The sequence below is a fragment of the Rahnella variigena genome (assembly GCF_003610915.1).
GTDB lineage: Bacteria > Pseudomonadota > Gammaproteobacteria > Enterobacterales > Enterobacteriaceae > Rahnella > Rahnella variigena.
Map to the genome: position 1 here is coordinate 515,252 of NZ_NSDJ01000001.1, position 15,088 is coordinate 530,339.

Here is a 15,088-nt window from a genome sequence, read left to right on the forward strand (position 1 = left end):
AATCCTTGTCTGTAATGTGAGGTGTTGTTTCAATGCTAAAAAACATTTTTGTTGTTGATTTAACTGCAGGTTATTTCAGATCGGGTAACGACTGTTTCTCACCCTGACTAATTCCAAGCTGAGGCAATAAGTTATTTACCGCCGTCGTGTAATTAATCAGTGAATACCAGCTGTCGTATTTGGCGCTGACTTGTGAAAACTCAGCCTGGAAGACGTCCTGCTCTACGCTGAGTAAATCATTCAGCGTGCGCTGGTTAAGTTTATATTCGCTTTTGTACACATCGCGCGAGCGGATGGAATCCTGCAACTGTGCTGCGCTGGCCTGCACCTGCCCTTCGGCACCCGCCCAGTTGGCATAAGCTACTGACGCTTTTTGCAAGATATCCAGCTTGGCCTGATCAACGAGCGTCGCAGCAATATTTTTGCGTCCTTCTGCCTGACTCACGCGTGCAGAAACGGCCCCGCCCTGATAGAGCGGCGCATCCACATGTAACTGGATTTGATTATTCCAGTACGGATTATTATTCGTTTCGTAACGCGTCCGGCTGGCCTGTAAACTCAGCGTCGGTAAATAATCCGATTTGGCTTTACTGACTTCATAAGAGGCAGATTCTTGCTGTGTCTGTGCAAATAAAACGGTAGGAATTTTCGAATAATCGATATTCTCCGGCACAACCGGATTATCAAAATCATTGGCGGCAAACGGCTGATAATATTTAGCTTTCACGCCGGTCAGCGATTCTAATTGCGCTTTGGCCGCCGATAAACTCGCCTGATATTGTTTCAGCGTTGAACGCATCCCTGAAATACGCGATTGCGCCTGCAATACATCAGAACGGGTGCTTAATCCCGCGTCCGCACGTAATGAAGACATTCTTCTGACGTCTTCCAGGGCACGGATATTTTCCTCAACCGTGCGGGTGAGGTCCTGATATTTTAATACGTCCAGATACGCGGTCGCGGTTTGTTCGGCCACGTCAGACATTGTCGCCAGTAATTTATAGCGATAGCTTTCCTGCGTTGATTTCTGCTGGCTGACATTGGCATTCGTTTTGCCAAAATCATAAACCAGCTGAGAAAGCGTCAGACCATAGGCAGCCGCATTATTCAGGCTGTTAGAAAAATCCTGCTGGGTTGAGTTGCCAGTATTCGCCGTCAGCCCCACCTGCGGATACCACGCACTTTGCGCTTCCCGGATCTGCGCCTGGCCGATACCCAACTGATAGGCTTGCTGCGTAACCGAAGGACTGCGAGAAAATGCCTGCAAGATGGTTGATTTCAGATCAACAGAATCGAGCCCTCTCATCGCAGGTGCGTTAGCCCACGCGTTGACATTTTCTGAAACATTTGCAAAGACCACGCCAGGGAATGTCAGTAACACCCCCAAAATGCTTAACGGTATGGCAATAATCTTAGACCATTTGTTCATCTGACACTCCTGTCATTATCCTTAGGGAGAACGTCCTCGTGCAGCCATTGCACAGTCCTCCAGCCCCCTGTTTCCTGTGACTCTGGTCTCATTATTACAATCTTCGCGCTGCAGAAAAAGTGGTCAAAAATTACGTAAGTAAGCAGAAATACATTCACGAAGGTGGAAAAATCCTAATGTTCACATTCATTAGGTGAATGTGATTAATGTTATAAATCAGTATGTTGTTTTTAATAAAAAAGGGAAAAATCTGATCGTCTGAAAGGCGGATTTACAGTGAAAATTGGCATCATTTTGATTGATAGCTTTACAAAACTCAGTCATATCTTAGGATAATTTGCAAAATCCTTACAAATAAATCCCTGTTATTTCCCCTTTAACAGGCATTCATGACCGTGATCCGATGAAAAAGGAGAGAATAAAAACAAATTTTCACTCACAGATTAAAAGCAACATTTTGTTAACAATGATTTAAAGACAATGTAAAAACATCTTGCCGTCGCCCGCAATAATGATTAAACATCATCTGACAATCCTCCTTAAGTATTAGCCACCCGCTTATCGTCATTGCGAGATAAAATGGACAACCTTTGCAGAGATTTCATCCGATATTCTTTCGAAAGTTTCGTGAAACGAAAATTCATGGCCTTATCTGAAGGGATTTTTTCTTATGGGGGGAATCTTCAAAACAACAATTTCCACGTCTGTTAAATCATTTAAATTACAAGGGGAGCAGGTAACGTGGGGTTTCTTTTCTGGTGTCTAAGAGTGTCAGTTTTTGTACATTAACTTAAGAATGTTTAAGCATTAAACGAAGAAATTAAAAATATTCCTAGACACGTAATTTATTTTGTCAGCAATAGAAAAAATACCATCTATTATCAGGCAGTTGCACTGTGGGTTTCACAAATTTTATTTACTTGATAATAAGATGATCATATTTGGTTACGTTGACGACTGCATTCTTACCCGATAGTATACCTGAAAGCTTATTTGGTAATAATAACGGAGATGTATTATCAGGTATACGCAATGATCTCTACGGAAGCCGATGCATTTAAAGGAATGGATTAATGATGCGCATTGCACTTATTGACTCATGCACATTGACATATGTAGGGTTAAAAAACCTCTTTTCTTTAATCCGCACAACTTCAGGCATTACGTTCAATCATATCAGTGCGGAAGATGCGCTGGATAAACATGCTGAAAACTTCGACGTTTATATCCTGGAACCAGGAGAGATCAGCTTCGAGTTTAATATTGATAAATTCATCTATAATTTAAAATCGAAAACACAGCAGGAAAGCAAAGTCATCATCTTCAGTGATAACATCATTGTTAACAGCAAGTTAGCTGACTTTTGCGTATGTAAAGAGAACTCATTCTCGAAAGTATATTTCTTCTTTGACAGCTTATTGAAAGGGAAATACGACTCAATCAAACCTTTTCTTGAGGACTATTTGCTCAGTAAAAACGAAGTCATTCTGCTCCGCTGCCTGTCAAAGAACCAGCGAATGAAAAGCATTGAGAAAATCACGGCAATTCCAATTTCTAACCTTTATTACTACAAATACAGCGCGATGAGAAAGCTCGGTCTTAAAAGTACCAAAGAGCTGTTTCACTACCTTAATCGTGTGCTCAATCATTCTGTATGACAGCCAGGCCTCGGTATTTCATCTATAAAAAAAGCTATCGTTTATCGATAGCTTTTTTGCCTTATAAAGACGACTTTTCAGGGTATCCGGGCAAGAAAATCTGTGCACTGATCACTGCATAAGATACTTGTACAAATCTATCGAATTTTTAAGCCCCAATTTTTTCATGGCATTTCGCTTGTGGGTACTGATCGTCTTACTGCTCTTCCCCATTTTTTGCGCTACACCCGAATTGGTCTTCATGCTTTTAATCTCACATAACACTTCGCGTTCCATTGAGGTCAGACACATTCTCGCCGGATGAAATACTTCATTTTTCTTTCTGTTTAAATAGGGGCTGATTGTCATCTGATAATTAAGGTCAACAACACCGGTAATGAGCATCTTTCTCAGCACCGTTAACTCTTCCTGTTCAGAGATGAGCATATCAATGTTCTCTTCAACCAGGCGTGTCAGTCTGTCGTATTGTTCTATTTTAGTGATTACAATGACGCGCGGTGGCTTGTATAAAAAATCCATTCTCCGGATGAACTTAATCACAGAGTTAAAGTTTTCTACGTTATTATTTATCTCAATAATAATGCAGTCTACGCTCATGCCGATTCCAGATTCGTAGAACTCATTCAATGAAGTAAATAAGTTAACTTTTGAATTAACATGATTAAGGATAGACGAGAGCGTCAGCATCTCATAATAGCCAGAGTGGATAACAACTGTTTGTTTCATTTATCATTCCATTGGTAGTACTTTCCGTTGTAATTCTTTTCTGAGGAAAAATCCTAATCCTCCTGAACACGGGCTAATCTTAGTGAGGCTGTTTTGACATGTCGATAGCGGGGAGGTCGGGCGGGCGGACTTAGGAATTTTCTAAACATATTAGATAAATCTGTAAATAACCAAAAAACAAGAAATTAATCACCAGCCATTAACATTCAAGCAGCATAAAACACTAATCATAAATAATAAATAGTCGCATTCTCTGTTTATATTTGCTTTCAACTATTTTTCCAGTCTGATTGACATGTATAACAACGTTATAATTTGGATGGAGAAAATGGCAAATAATCACCAATACTCAATGATCACTAAACATATCGCTCTTTTTACTCACTTTGCTTAGGAATTTTCTAGTTTCTTAAGTGAAAAAAATCAGAAGGCAGGATTGATTAATTTTGAGCACAAAATAACAAATCTATTACCTCATCCAGGCGGTTCTGCCGTGCCGGTCATAGCAGGTCAGGTATAGTGGGATCTGTGGCGGGGTGTTTCACTGATCAGACAGAATGCAAAGGACGCAGTAAAGTGCCCTTCGCATTCGAATGCATTCACCAAATCAATGATAAGGACTTCTTTTATACACTTTGGATATTTTGGTTATCCTTTTGAAATAATTTTATTCCACTTTCAATGACTAAATCCTTTCCCTTCCAGTAATTCTTGCATTAGCCTTAACTCGTCCTTGTAGATATACCGCAACTGATTTCCATCAGAATAAATATCCTGGGCTCCCATGAAAACCAGACACGGGAATGACTCTGGCGCAGATTCAGAAAGGGCGATGTCCAATTCTTCATCAGTGAGAATCGAGGGATTCATAGGGTTATGGTTAATATTCAAATAATCTTCTACAAACCATTTTTCAAATGTCGGTTTATCAGTCAGGACTTTCATCACACCTTCTTTTCATTAGCACGGCAACAGGTGTTATTAAGCATTCCCCTGAGATAAGACACAATAGAGGTTTTTCGAAGTCGTGCTTTGAATTTTTTATATCACCTGAACTAAGTACTTGATCAAAGAAAGAATAACTGAAAATGAACAATAAATTTGACTACAATCTCATCAAAACGCTGGTGCTGGTGTATGAAACCAGAAGCATGAGTAAATCTGCACAAGCATTAGGAATATCGTCACCCACGCTGACCTATGCATTAAATAAACTCCGTGATTATTACAATGACCCCTTATTCATCAAATCCGTCAAAGGACTAAAAGCCACACCGCTTGCTAACCAGCTTTATCCCTCGTTTAAAAATGTTGACGAAGAAATATCCCATTCCTTAATGGTGAGTACTGATGATCCCCCTGAAATTTCCAATGTTATTATCAGAACAAATACGATGATTGAATATTATTTGGTTGATAAGTTATTAAAAAATAAAAAATTTCCCCAGGAGTTAAATTTTACCTTTAACAACCGCATCATGCTGGAAGACCAGCGGAGCACCGCGCTGGTATCAAGAGAAGTCGACATTGATATTGGCTCAGCCATCAGACATAACCACTCGTTCATTTCAACAAAGATTGCCCAGTCACGGATCGTGGGTTTGTGCCGGAAAGGACATCCCCGTATAAAAAACCAATTGAGCGACGAGCAGTGGATGGCAGAGGAACATATCGTTCTCAGCTCCGCCGAAACCAGCGCTTACCTTCCTGAGAAGCTGTATGGATTGTCTCATCAGAGGAATATCCGTTACAGATCTAACTCGCTGATTAATATGCTTTACTGTATTGAAAAAAGTGATGCTGTGATGTTCTTTCCGGCATTCCTGCTCAAGCACATCCCCGTACACTTAAACGTGCGCAGTGTCGAAATCCCCTGGATGGAGGAAGATACTATTGATATTTATGCTTATATTCACAGTAAGGCGAAAAATGACGAGAGACTGGAATGGATTATCCAATTGCTGAAGAATTAGAAAATAAATAATGACGGCGCATTGTGTGAAATACATAACCAATGCAGTTCACATGTAAAAATTAATGTTACATATTCCGGCTAATAACCAATAATTAAGTTTCCTAAACACAATTGTAATTTAACTAAATGCATTTAGGAACACAGCTTTGATATTATATATCAGTTACCATAATAAAATCAGCTATTCACTTCCGATAAGGTGAATTCCAGCCCCACATAATTTATTAGAAGAATAATATGATTACTATTGAAAGAAGCATTCTCAGAAAAGGCCACATCGGTTTTAAAGTTGCTGCATACCAGCAGCTTGATCATATGCGTACGCTGCACTCATCCTTTCCGAGGGAGGCTGACTGGGCCGGATTTTACGTGGCCAAAACTAAAAATGTGGCGGCGGGATATCGTGTTGATTACCAGCATCCCTACGGGCATACGGTCACGCTTATCCATGATATGAAAGTGCTTATATGTAAAGGACCGGAACTGGAGAACTCAAGTATTACCGGTTTTGCTAAAGCCAGAATGATTATAGATGCCCTGCCAGAGGACATGAAAACATCTGTCATTAAACTAAAAAGCCCCTTAATTCCCGCGCTGGGGAGGCTGGGATTTTGTTATCAGGGCCCTCATGATGATGAGGGTGGAATTGAAATCATCATCCCTAACAGGCTGATTGCGTTTGTGGCAATGCATGAGAAAATTGATTTTGGCGTTAACAAATACTTTTAATAAGACGAAAAAATGATGAGCAGCTGGGAAACCTCTCCGACTGCTCAGATATCCATTTAGGGCTGATTCACGGCGAACGACCGCGCCACCAAATCTTGCGCACACGCCCACGCCGAACTCCAGGCCCACTGGAAGTTATACCCGCCGAGCCAGCCGGTCACATCCACCACTTCGCCGATGAAATACAAACCGGGGACTTTCGCCGCCGCCATCGTTTTAGAAGACAACTCTTTGGTATCGACACCGCCGAGTGTCACTTCTGCCGTGCGGTAACCTTCGGTGCCATTCGGCTGCACCTGCCAGTTTTGCAGCTGTTCCACCAGTGCGGCCTGTTGCGGCACGTTTAGCTGTTTGAGCGTCACATCCGGAAGCTGTCCCAGCGTTTGCAAACATTCCACCAGACGCTTCGGCAGTTGCATCGCCAGCGTATTCTTCAGGCTCTGATTAGGATGCTCCTGACGCTGCGTATTCAGAAACGCCGCCAGATCGACATCAGGGAGTAAGTTAACACTTACAAACTCTCCAGGCTGCCAGTAGCTTGAAAGTTGTAAAACAGCCGGACCGGAAAGACCACGGTGAGTAAACAGAATGCTTTCCCGGAACACCGTACCGTCTTCGGCGGTCAGCACCGCAGGAACGGAAACGCCGGAAAGCGTCTGTAAATGTTCAAGCAGCGGTTTGTGCAGGGTAAACGGCACCAGACCGGCACGGGTCGGCAACACTTTCAGGCCAAACTGTTCCGCCAGACGGTAACCAAAAGGCGAAGCGCCGAGTCCCGGCATCGAAAGCCCACCGCTGGCAACAACAAGTGAGTGAGTACTCACAGCTGAGCCGTTCACGTTGATAACAAAGCCTTCTTCCGTTTTCTGAACGTCGGTGATTTCACTTCTCAGACGCACATCAACGTTACCCGTTTCGCACTCTTTATCGAGCATCGCCACAATCTGCTGCGCGGAGTCATCACAGAAAAGCTGGCCGAGGGTTTTCTCATGCCAGGCGATATTGTAACGGTTGACCATATCGATGAAATCCCACTGGGTGTAACGCGCCAGTGCAGATTTACAGAAATGCGGATTTTCAGAAAGATAAGCCGCCGGCTCGGCGTAGAGATTCGTGAAGTTGCAGCGTCCGCCCCCCGACATCAGGATTTTACGTCCGGTTTTTTTGCCATTATCCAGCAGCAGAACCCGGCAGCCACCCTGTCCGGCCTGTGCCGCACAGAACATACCTGCAGCACCTGCACCAATGACGACCACATCAACCTGTTCCACTTTCGGCCTCTCTTTATGAATATTCGACTACGTTTTAGATAGGGTTTCCCCTTCTGAGCGGGCGTGCTGCCCCCTGAGTGGCGCGAATTGTAAGGGACAGACGCGTCTTAAACCAGTCAGACAGCTTGCTTTCTGAACGTCGTAAGGAAATGTTTCAGCTGGCAAAGGAGGAATAAGATTTTGATAAATAAAAATTTAATTGAAACAAACGTGATTTTTGAACTGTTTTTAGTCAAAAAAATGTCATATTTTCCTTTTCCCCTCACCCTGTTCTCGCAGATAATGCGCGGCGTTCATGACCACTAACTGGCGTAACAATTATGCTGCATCTATTTGCCGGGTTGGATATTCATACCGGTTCGTTATTGATTCTCGCGTTACTGTTTGTTCTGTTCTACGAAGCGATTAACGGCTTCCATGATACGGCCAACGCAGTAGCAACCGTCATCTATACCCGGGCAATGCGTTCGCAATTAGCGGTCGTGATGGCAGGGGTATTTAACTTCTTTGGCGTCCTGCTCGGTGGTTTGAGCGTGGCCTATGCCATCGTCCATTTACTCCCAACCGATCTGCTGCTCAATGTAGGTTCCGCACATGGCCTTGCCATGGTGTTCTCTATGTTACTGGCGGCGATCATCTGGAATCTCGGCACCTGGTATTTTGGTTTGCCGGCGTCCAGTTCCCATACCCTTATCGGCGCCATCATTGGCGTAGGGCTGACCAATGCATTAATGACTCACACTTCCGTGGTCGATGCGTTAAACATCCCTAAAATGATTGGTATTTTTGCTTCGCTGATTATCTCTCCGCTGGTCGGGATGATTATCGCGGGTACCATGATTTTCCTGCTGCGCCGTTACTGGAGTGGCAATAAGAAACATGCCCGTATCCACCTGACACCGGCGGAACGTGAGAAGAAAGACGGCAAGAAAAAGCCGCCATTCTGGACACGTACCGGCCTGATTCTGTCGGCTATCGGCGTGAGTTTCTCTCACGGCGCTAACGATGGTCAGAAGGGTATCGGTCTGATCATGCTGGTGCTGATTGGCGTGGCGCCAGCGGGTTTTGTGGTGAATATGAACGCGACCGGTTACGACATTACCCGTACCCGCGACGCCGTGACTCACCTCGGCCAGTATTATCAGCAACATGTTGATGCCGTGCCGCACGTGGTTGCACAGACGCCAATGGTGCCTGCACCGGACGTCAATATCGCACCGACTGATGAGCCTAAAGTGTTCCACTGCGACAGCAGCCACGCACTTGACGCTATCGGCCGCGCGCAAACACTGCTGACCAATCTTCAGTCTTACAGCGACCTGGCACCGGAAGAACGCAGCCATATGCGCCGTCTGCTGATGTGTGTTTCTGATACTGCGGATAAAGTGGCCAAGCTGCCGGAAACCTCTCCTGCGGATAAACGCTTCCTCGGCGAGCTGAAAACAGACATTCTGCAAACCGTTGAATACGCACCAATCTGGATCATCATTGCTGTCGCTCTGGCGCTGGCACTGGGTACCATGATTGGCTGGAAACGCGTGGCGACCACCATCGGTGAGAAGATTGGTAAGAAAGGCATGACGTACGCACAAGGCTTGTCTGCACAGCTGACCGCGGCCGTTTCTATCGGCGTTGCCAGCTATACGGGTATGCCGGTTTCCACCACACACGTGCTGTCTTCTGCGGTTGCAGGGACCATGATTGTGGATGGCGGCGGTGTGCAGTCGAAGACCGTGAAGAACATTGCAATGGCGTGGATCTTAACCCTGCCAGTGTCGATTGTCCTTTCCGGCGTGCTGTACTGGCTTGCGCTGAAGCTGATCTGATAGCTTTCTGAACGGCATTAAAAAGGCGACCCTGCTCAGCAGCGGTCGCCTTTTTTTTTCCTTTTTCACACATCCTCCCTAATTCATAACCAAAGTAATTGGAGTTGCAGCAAGGCAGCAAGCGAGAGAATCCCGATGTGCTGACACAGGTCAGTGATTCGGGTGAACGAGAGCCGCTAACGCCGCTGCAGCTTCAAGTACGAAGGGTATGCTAGTACCAGATCAGCATCGCTAACATACTGATTAAAATTAATCCGACCAGTGCAGTTGTCAGCATAAACTGACCGCGGACCCGTTCACAGCGGCGGATAAACTCAGGATCGTGATGTTCAACATAGCGCTGAGCATAAATGTAACGCACCAGTCTTATTTGTTTGCTCGGCTGACCGTGCGACGTGAAGAATCCCCCGCCATCAACGTATTGATACAGCAGCGGATCGCACCCCCGCAGTACCACCAGCAATGCGCGCAAAGAAGAGTAATAGCGCAGCATATTCACGACACACACAAAACATAAAGCCCAAAACAGCGCAACGGGACTGATCATGATTCCCCCTCAAGGCGAACTGACACCGCGCAATGCACCGGTAAAATAGCGGCGCATACCCGACGTTTCGCCCTGCCTTTCCGCAATTTCACACCCCCGGGCAAACTGCGCCCGCCCTCTTTTCGTACCACAGAAGATTGCCAAAGCAGGAGAAGCCTGCATTATTGAGTGTAGGAAACGAATCCCGAACTGTTCATATTATTTCTATCTATAGATGCCCGGATTTGGAAATGGGATCTGTATGCTTGATTTCTCTGACCATTTTGGCGCTATACTGAAGTCATGACATTCGCATGATGCTGATATTGCTATTAACCGACTTATGGAAGGAGTTTTCTTATGGCTTACAAACACATATTGATTGCTGTTGACCTCTCACCTGAGAGCAAAGTTTTAGTCGAGAAAGCGGTTTCCATGGCGCGTCCGTATAACGCCAAGGTGTCCCTGATCCACGTTGATGTGAACTATTCAGACCTGTACACCGGTCTTATCGACGTCAATCTGGGCGACATGCAGAAACGCATTTCCGAAGAGACGCACCACGCACTGAACGAACTGTCGCAAAACGCCGGTTACCCGATTTCAGAAACCCTGAGCGGCAGCGGTGATTTAGCGCAGGTGCTGGTGGATGCCATTAATAAATATGGCGTGGATTTAGTGCTGTGCGGCCATCACCAGGATTTCTGGAGCAAACTGATGTCGTCCGCGCGTCAGCTGATCAACACCGTTCACATCGACATGCTGATCGTGCCTTTGCGCGATGAGGAAGAAGAAGCGTAAGACGTATTATTGCGTTAACGCTGACATAAAAATGCCCGCAGGTGAAAACCGGCGGGCATTTTTTTATGAGATTTTAACGTGGAATTCTGGTCAATCCCTGAGCAAAAGCGTATTTTGTATATACAGAAAATTTTCATATCTGCATAAAATCAATATCTATCTGTTTATTAGACATAATAAATTAAAATGTTAGGTATATACGGATGAAGTTTTTCATACAGGATGTATCATGAAAATCCAGTTTTCAGCGGCAGTGAAAGAGAAATTGTTCGTAAAACACAGTGTTGTGGAGAAAGAGGTCTTCGAATGTTTTGCCAACCGTGAGGGTAATTACCTTAAGGATACCCGAGAGAAGCACCTGACGACGCCGCCCACCTTGTGGTTTATTGCTGAAACGAACAGAGGCCGGACACTTAAAATTTGCTTTGTGCCACCCTATAACGGGCTCCCGGCTCAGCTAAAATCAGCTTTCGAGCCTAACGAAATTGAAAGGCGAATTTACGCCAGTAAAGGTGCTCTTTGAAAATCGGCAGTCACGCTCCAAATTTAGAGGAAGACATTATGAAAACCCGCCAGGATGCTCAGGATAATGCAGAAATGTGGGATAACCGCGAACTAGGTGCATCCGAAGAACACGCAGAAGCGGTTTCCCCGTCTGAGGCCGCTGAGTACGATGACATGATGGAACTTCAGGCAATTTCAATCAGGCTGCAAAAGTCGCTGCTCAATAACCTGAAAACTATCGCGGCACATCACCAGATTGGTTACCAGCCGATGGTCAGGGATTTGCTCACGCGCTTTGCAGAAGCTGAAATGAAAAAAATCCTTATTGAGCAGTTAAACAAGATCGACGAGGCACAACGGGATCGCGAAAAAACCGTACCAGTCACTGAGTTTATTGAGGATTTGCGTAATCAGGCATGAAAATAAGAAACCAGAACGTATGCGCAGTGCTTTCTGGTTTCTTTTTCATCTCGTTGAGATACAACAAAGGCTTTCTATAACGGCGTATAAATATCAAACCGGTGACTCTTGGTCACAACTGCGGCCTGTGCGGCGATATCAGCCATTGGCGGCGCATAGTCCGGACGTTTTACCACGATACGTTTAGTCGCTAAGCGGCGCGCCGGTTCCAGCAGGCCGTCGGCATCTTCATCCGGGCCGACTAAACCCTGAAACACCCGCATCTCTTTCTTCACCAGCGCACTTTTCTGTTTGTGCGGATACATCGGGTCGAGATACACCACTTCCGGCTTTGGTGAAAGCTCAGAAAGCGCCGTCAGACTTGAAGCATGCAGCAGCGTCATGCGCTCACGCAACCACGGGCCGATTTCTGCATCACGATAGCCACGCGTCAGCCCGTCATCGAGCAATGCCGCGACGACCGGATTGCGCTCCAGCATCCGCACTTTGCAGCCCAGAGAGGCCAGCACAAACGCATCGCGGCCCAGTCCTGCGGTCGCATCGACCACATCCGGCAGATAACTGCCTTTGATACCGACGGCTTTCGCTACCGCTTCGCCACGTCCGCCACCGAATTTGCGACGATGCGCCATCGTGCCGCCGACGAAATCGACAAAAATCGCGCCGAGTTTGGGCTCGTCGCGTTTGCGTAATTCCAGACGTTCAGGCGTCAGCACCAGCGCCATCACGGCATCCGGGTCAGACGTCAGATTCCAGCGCTGCGCCAGAACAGATAAGGCGCCTTCATCGGCGCCTTCTTCACACAGTAAACACACACTCACAGGCAGAGGTTATCCTTTGATTCCGTAGTGGCGCAGCATAGCATCCAGCTGCGGCTCACGCCCGCGGAAGCGTTTGAACAGCTCCATTGGCTCTTCGGAACCGCCGCGCGACAGAATGTTATCCAGGAACGACTGACCGGTTTCGCGGTTGAAAATTCCTTCTTCTTCAAAGCGGGAATAGGCATCGGCCGACAGCACTTCCGCCCACAGATAGCTGTAATAACCCGCCGCATAACCGCCTGCAAAGATGTGGCTGAAGGCGTGCGGGAAGCGTCCCCATGACGGTGACGGCACCACGGCAACCTGTTTCTTGATTTCTGCCAGCGTTTGCAGGATTTGCGCGCCTTTGGCCGGGTCATATTCCGCATGCATACGGAAATCAAACAGACCGAACTCCAGCTGACGCAGGATAAACAGCGCCGCCTGATAGTTCTTCGCCGCCAGCATTTTATCCAGCATCTCTTTCGGCAACGGTTCGCCGGTTTCGAAATGACCAGAGATAAATGCCAGTGCGTCCGGCTCCCAGCACCAGTTTTCCATAAACTGACTTGGCAGCTCGACAGCATCCCACGGTACACCGGAAATACCGGCCACTCCCGGGGTGTCGATGCGGGTCAGCATATGATGCAGGCCGTGACCGAACTCATGGAACAGCGTGGTGACTTCGTTGTGCGTGAACAGCGCCGGTTTGTTGCCCACCGGACCGTTAAAGTTACAGGTGAGATACGCGACCGGTTTTTGCAGTTCGCCGTCCGCTTTACGCATGCTGCCGACGCAGTCATTCATCCATGCGCCACCGCGTTTGTGCTCGCGGGCATACAGGTCGAGATAGAAACTGCCGCGCAAGTCGCCGGTTTCATCGAACAGATCGAAGAAACGCACGTCTTTGTGCCAGGTTTCTACGTCTTTACGTTCTTTGGCGGTGATGCCGTAAATGCGTTTCACCACTTCGAACAGCCCTTCCAGCGCACGCTGTTCAGGGAAGTACGGGCGTAACTGCTCGTCGTTGATAGAGAACAGATGCTGTTTCTGTTTTTCACCGTAGAACGGCAAATCCCAGGCTTCCATTTCATCCACGCCGAAATGTTCTTTGGCGAAAGCTCGCAGCTGCGCTAGTTCCTGCTCGCCCTGCGGACGCGCACGTTTTGCCAGACCGCTCAGGAAGTCGATCACCTGTTTCGGGCTTTCGGCCATTTTGGTGGCGAGCGACATATCCGCGAAGGAATCAAAACCTAACAGCTGAGCCAGTTCGTGACGCAGCGCCAGTTCTTCAGCCATCACTTCGCTGTTGTCCCACTTACCGGCATTCGGGCCCTGATCGGACGCCCGGGTCGCGAACGCTCGATACATTTCTTCGCGCAGTTCACGGTTTTCGCAGTACGTGATCACCGGCAGATAGCTTGGGATATCCAGCGTTAACAACCAGCCTTCCTGCTCTTTCGATTCCGCCAGCGCCTTCGCCGCGGCCAGTGCGCTTTCCGGCAGACCTTTCAGGTCATTCTCATCCGTGATGAGTTTGCTCCAGCCCATAGTGGCATCGAGCACGTTGTTGCTGTAGGTCGAACCCAGCTCAGACAGACGCGCGGAAATTTCGCCATAGCGTTTTTGTTTTTCCATCGGCAAACCAATGCCGGATAACTCGAAATCACGCAGCGCGTTATCAATGGCTTTTTTCTGCGCCAGAGAAAGCGTGCTGAAATGTTCGCTGTCTTTTAAATCGCGGTATGCCTGATACAAACCGGCATGCTGCCCGGTCCAGGTGCTGAATTCAGACAGAATGGGCAGGCATTGCTCGTAAGCTTCTCGCAGTTCCGGGCTGTTTTTCACTGCATTGAGATGCCCGATCGGCGACCAGATACGGCTCAGGCGATCGTCACTTTCGGCCAGCGGCTGACACAGGTTTTCCCACGTATAAGGCGCACCCTGCGCGACGACGCGTTCAATCGTCTGGCGGCTTTCTTCGATAGCGGATTTCATCGCAGGGACAATATGTTCAGGCTTGATCGCAGAGAAAGGTGGCAGGGCGAACGGTTTTAAGAGCGGATTCGACGCGTTTTGCTGTTCAGTCATAGGGCCAGTCCTTCGTAATAGCGTTTGGGGCTGATGCGTCTGTGGCGCACCACGCCGTGAATTCGGGTCGTCTTAAAGATGACGTAACTTCTAACATGCGGTCAAGTTATGGGGAAATCAATGGGGGGCGGCGATTTCGCCCGGCGGCCATAGATATTCATGTTATCAATCACTCCCGTTCGGCTTATCAGGTTGCAGCAAGACCTGCCTCGCAATTTTCATCTTTGTCTGTCTCCTGCCGCTAAACCCTATTTACAACGAGGTTATTCCTGTTAGCTTTCCGTTATCTGGCGTATGCCAGTACAGTTTTTCCACAGCACAGGGAGTCAGCG

At 47.0% G+C, this 15,088-nt stretch carries 14 protein-coding genes; 7 read left to right on the forward strand and 7 right to left on the reverse strand.

What is annotated here, in order from left to right:
* Positions 1-70: 70 nt before the first annotated feature.
* Entirely contained in the window at positions 71-1,429 is a 1,359-nt protein-coding gene (locus tag CKQ54_RS02390) for a TolC family outer membrane protein (protein WP_113876945.1), read from the reverse strand.
* Between the two features lie 1,073 nt (positions 1,430-2,502).
* Between CKQ54_RS02390 and CKQ54_RS02395 the strand changes: the two genes are divergently transcribed.
* Positions 2,503-3,087 carry a helix-turn-helix domain-containing protein gene (locus CKQ54_RS02395; RefSeq protein WP_120163474.1) on the forward strand — a complete coding sequence of 195 codons (585 nt, stop codon included), beginning with the start codon at positions 2,503-2,505 and terminating at the stop codon, positions 3,085-3,087.
* Positions 3,088-3,198: 111 nt separating this feature from the next.
* On the opposite strand, the gene CKQ54_RS02400 is transcribed toward CKQ54_RS02395, so the two are convergent.
* Both CKQ54_RS02400 and CKQ54_RS02405 read right to left on the reverse strand, forming a co-directional pair.
* Entirely contained in the window at positions 3,199-3,813 is a 615-nt protein-coding gene (locus CKQ54_RS02400) for a helix-turn-helix transcriptional regulator (RefSeq protein ID WP_120163475.1), read from the reverse strand.
* Between the two features lie 678 nt (positions 3,814-4,491).
* Positions 4,492-4,758: a hypothetical protein gene (locus CKQ54_RS02405; protein WP_120163476.1), complete on the reverse strand. Its 267-nt coding sequence runs from the start codon at positions 4,756-4,758 to the stop codon at positions 4,492-4,494.
* Between the two features lie 143 nt (positions 4,759-4,901).
* On the opposite strand from CKQ54_RS02405, the gene CKQ54_RS02410 reads away from it, so the two are divergent.
* Both CKQ54_RS02410 and CKQ54_RS02415 read left to right on the forward strand, forming a co-directional pair.
* Positions 4,902-5,786: a LysR family transcriptional regulator gene (locus CKQ54_RS02410; protein ID WP_120163477.1), complete on the forward strand. Its 885-nt coding sequence runs from the start codon at positions 4,902-4,904 to the stop codon at positions 5,784-5,786.
* 239 nt (positions 5,787-6,025) lie between these two features.
* Positions 6,026-6,517: a hypothetical protein gene (locus tag CKQ54_RS02415; protein ID WP_120163478.1), complete on the forward strand. Its 492-nt coding sequence runs from the start codon at positions 6,026-6,028 to the stop codon at positions 6,515-6,517.
* A 56-nt stretch (positions 6,518-6,573) separates the two neighbouring features.
* Here the strand turns inward: CKQ54_RS02415 and CKQ54_RS02420 are convergent, their stop codons facing one another.
* The gene (locus CKQ54_RS02420) at positions 6,574-7,788 is read right to left on the reverse strand and encodes a BaiN/RdsA family NAD(P)/FAD-dependent oxidoreductase (protein ID WP_120163479.1); all 1,215 of its coding nucleotides are present in this window, start codon (positions 7,786-7,788) and stop codon (positions 6,574-6,576) included.
* Positions 7,789-8,108: 320 nt separating this feature from the next.
* On the opposite strand from CKQ54_RS02420, the gene pitA reads away from it, so the two are divergent.
* Positions 8,109-9,614, forward strand: coding sequence for an inorganic phosphate transporter PitA (pitA, locus tag CKQ54_RS02425; RefSeq protein WP_112288043.1), 1,506 nt, complete (start codon positions 8,109-8,111; stop codon positions 9,612-9,614).
* Positions 9,615-9,825: 211 nt separating this feature from the next.
* On the opposite strand, the gene uspB is transcribed toward pitA, so the two are convergent.
* Positions 9,826-10,161, reverse strand: a complete 336-nt coding sequence (gene uspB, locus CKQ54_RS02430; RefSeq protein ID WP_112288044.1) for a universal stress protein UspB — start codon at positions 10,159-10,161, stop codon at positions 9,826-9,828.
* Positions 10,162-10,500: 339 nt separating this feature from the next.
* On the opposite strand from uspB, the gene uspA reads away from it, so the two are divergent.
* From uspA to CKQ54_RS02445, 3 genes are all read left to right on the forward strand, one after another.
* Positions 10,501-10,941 carry a universal stress protein UspA gene (uspA, locus tag CKQ54_RS02435; RefSeq protein WP_014333460.1) on the forward strand — a complete coding sequence of 147 codons (441 nt, stop codon included), beginning with the start codon at positions 10,501-10,503 and terminating at the stop codon, positions 10,939-10,941.
* Between the two features lie 229 nt (positions 10,942-11,170).
* Positions 11,171-11,464 (forward strand): ADP-ribosyl-(dinitrogen reductase) hydrolase, encoded by a 294-nt coding sequence (locus CKQ54_RS02440; RefSeq protein ID WP_113876939.1) that lies wholly within the window; start codon positions 11,171-11,173, stop codon positions 11,462-11,464.
* A 38-nt stretch (positions 11,465-11,502) separates the two neighbouring features.
* The gene (locus CKQ54_RS02445) at positions 11,503-11,865 is read left to right on the forward strand and encodes a hypothetical protein (RefSeq protein WP_113876938.1); all 363 of its coding nucleotides are present in this window, start codon (positions 11,503-11,505) and stop codon (positions 11,863-11,865) included.
* A 74-nt stretch (positions 11,866-11,939) separates the two neighbouring features.
* On the opposite strand, the gene rsmJ is transcribed toward CKQ54_RS02445, so the two are convergent.
* Both rsmJ and prlC read right to left on the reverse strand, forming a co-directional pair.
* Positions 11,940-12,686, reverse strand: a complete 747-nt coding sequence (gene rsmJ, locus CKQ54_RS02450; RefSeq protein WP_120163480.1) for a 16S rRNA (guanine(1516)-N(2))-methyltransferase RsmJ — start codon at positions 12,684-12,686, stop codon at positions 11,940-11,942.
* A gap of 9 nt (positions 12,687-12,695) precedes the next feature.
* The gene (gene prlC, locus CKQ54_RS02455) at positions 12,696-14,756 is read right to left on the reverse strand and encodes an oligopeptidase A (protein ID WP_120163481.1); all 2,061 of its coding nucleotides are present in this window, start codon (positions 14,754-14,756) and stop codon (positions 12,696-12,698) included.
* Positions 14,757-15,088 lie beyond the last annotated feature (332 nt).

Coding starts and splice junctions, on each gene's coding strand:
- CKQ54_RS02390 (WP_113876945.1), bottom strand. CDS start 1,429: ATGAACAAATGGTCTAAGATTATTGCCATACCGTTAAGCATTTTGGGG.
- CKQ54_RS02395 (WP_120163474.1), top strand. CDS start 2,503: ATGATGCGCATTGCACTTATTGACTCATGCACATTGACATATGTAGGG.
- CKQ54_RS02400 (WP_120163475.1), bottom strand. CDS start 3,813: ATGAAACAAACAGTTGTTATCCACTCTGGCTATTATGAGATGCTGACG.
- CKQ54_RS02405 (WP_120163476.1), bottom strand. CDS start 4,758: ATGAAAGTCCTGACTGATAAACCGACATTTGAAAAATGGTTTGTAGAA.
- CKQ54_RS02410 (WP_120163477.1), top strand. CDS start 4,902: ATGAACAATAAATTTGACTACAATCTCATCAAAACGCTGGTGCTGGTG.
- CKQ54_RS02415 (WP_120163478.1), top strand. CDS start 6,026: ATGATTACTATTGAAAGAAGCATTCTCAGAAAAGGCCACATCGGTTTT.
- pitA (WP_112288043.1), top strand. CDS start 8,109: ATGCTGCATCTATTTGCCGGGTTGGATATTCATACCGGTTCGTTATTG.
- uspB (WP_112288044.1), bottom strand. CDS start 10,161: ATGATCAGTCCCGTTGCGCTGTTTTGGGCTTTATGTTTTGTGTGTGTC.
- uspA (WP_014333460.1), top strand. CDS start 10,501: ATGGCTTACAAACACATATTGATTGCTGTTGACCTCTCACCTGAGAGC.
- CKQ54_RS02440 (WP_113876939.1), top strand. CDS start 11,171: ATGAAAATCCAGTTTTCAGCGGCAGTGAAAGAGAAATTGTTCGTAAAA.
- CKQ54_RS02445 (WP_113876938.1), top strand. CDS start 11,503: ATGAAAACCCGCCAGGATGCTCAGGATAATGCAGAAATGTGGGATAAC.
- prlC (WP_120163481.1), bottom strand. CDS start 14,756: ATGACTGAACAGCAAAACGCGTCGAATCCGCTCTTAAAACCGTTCGCC.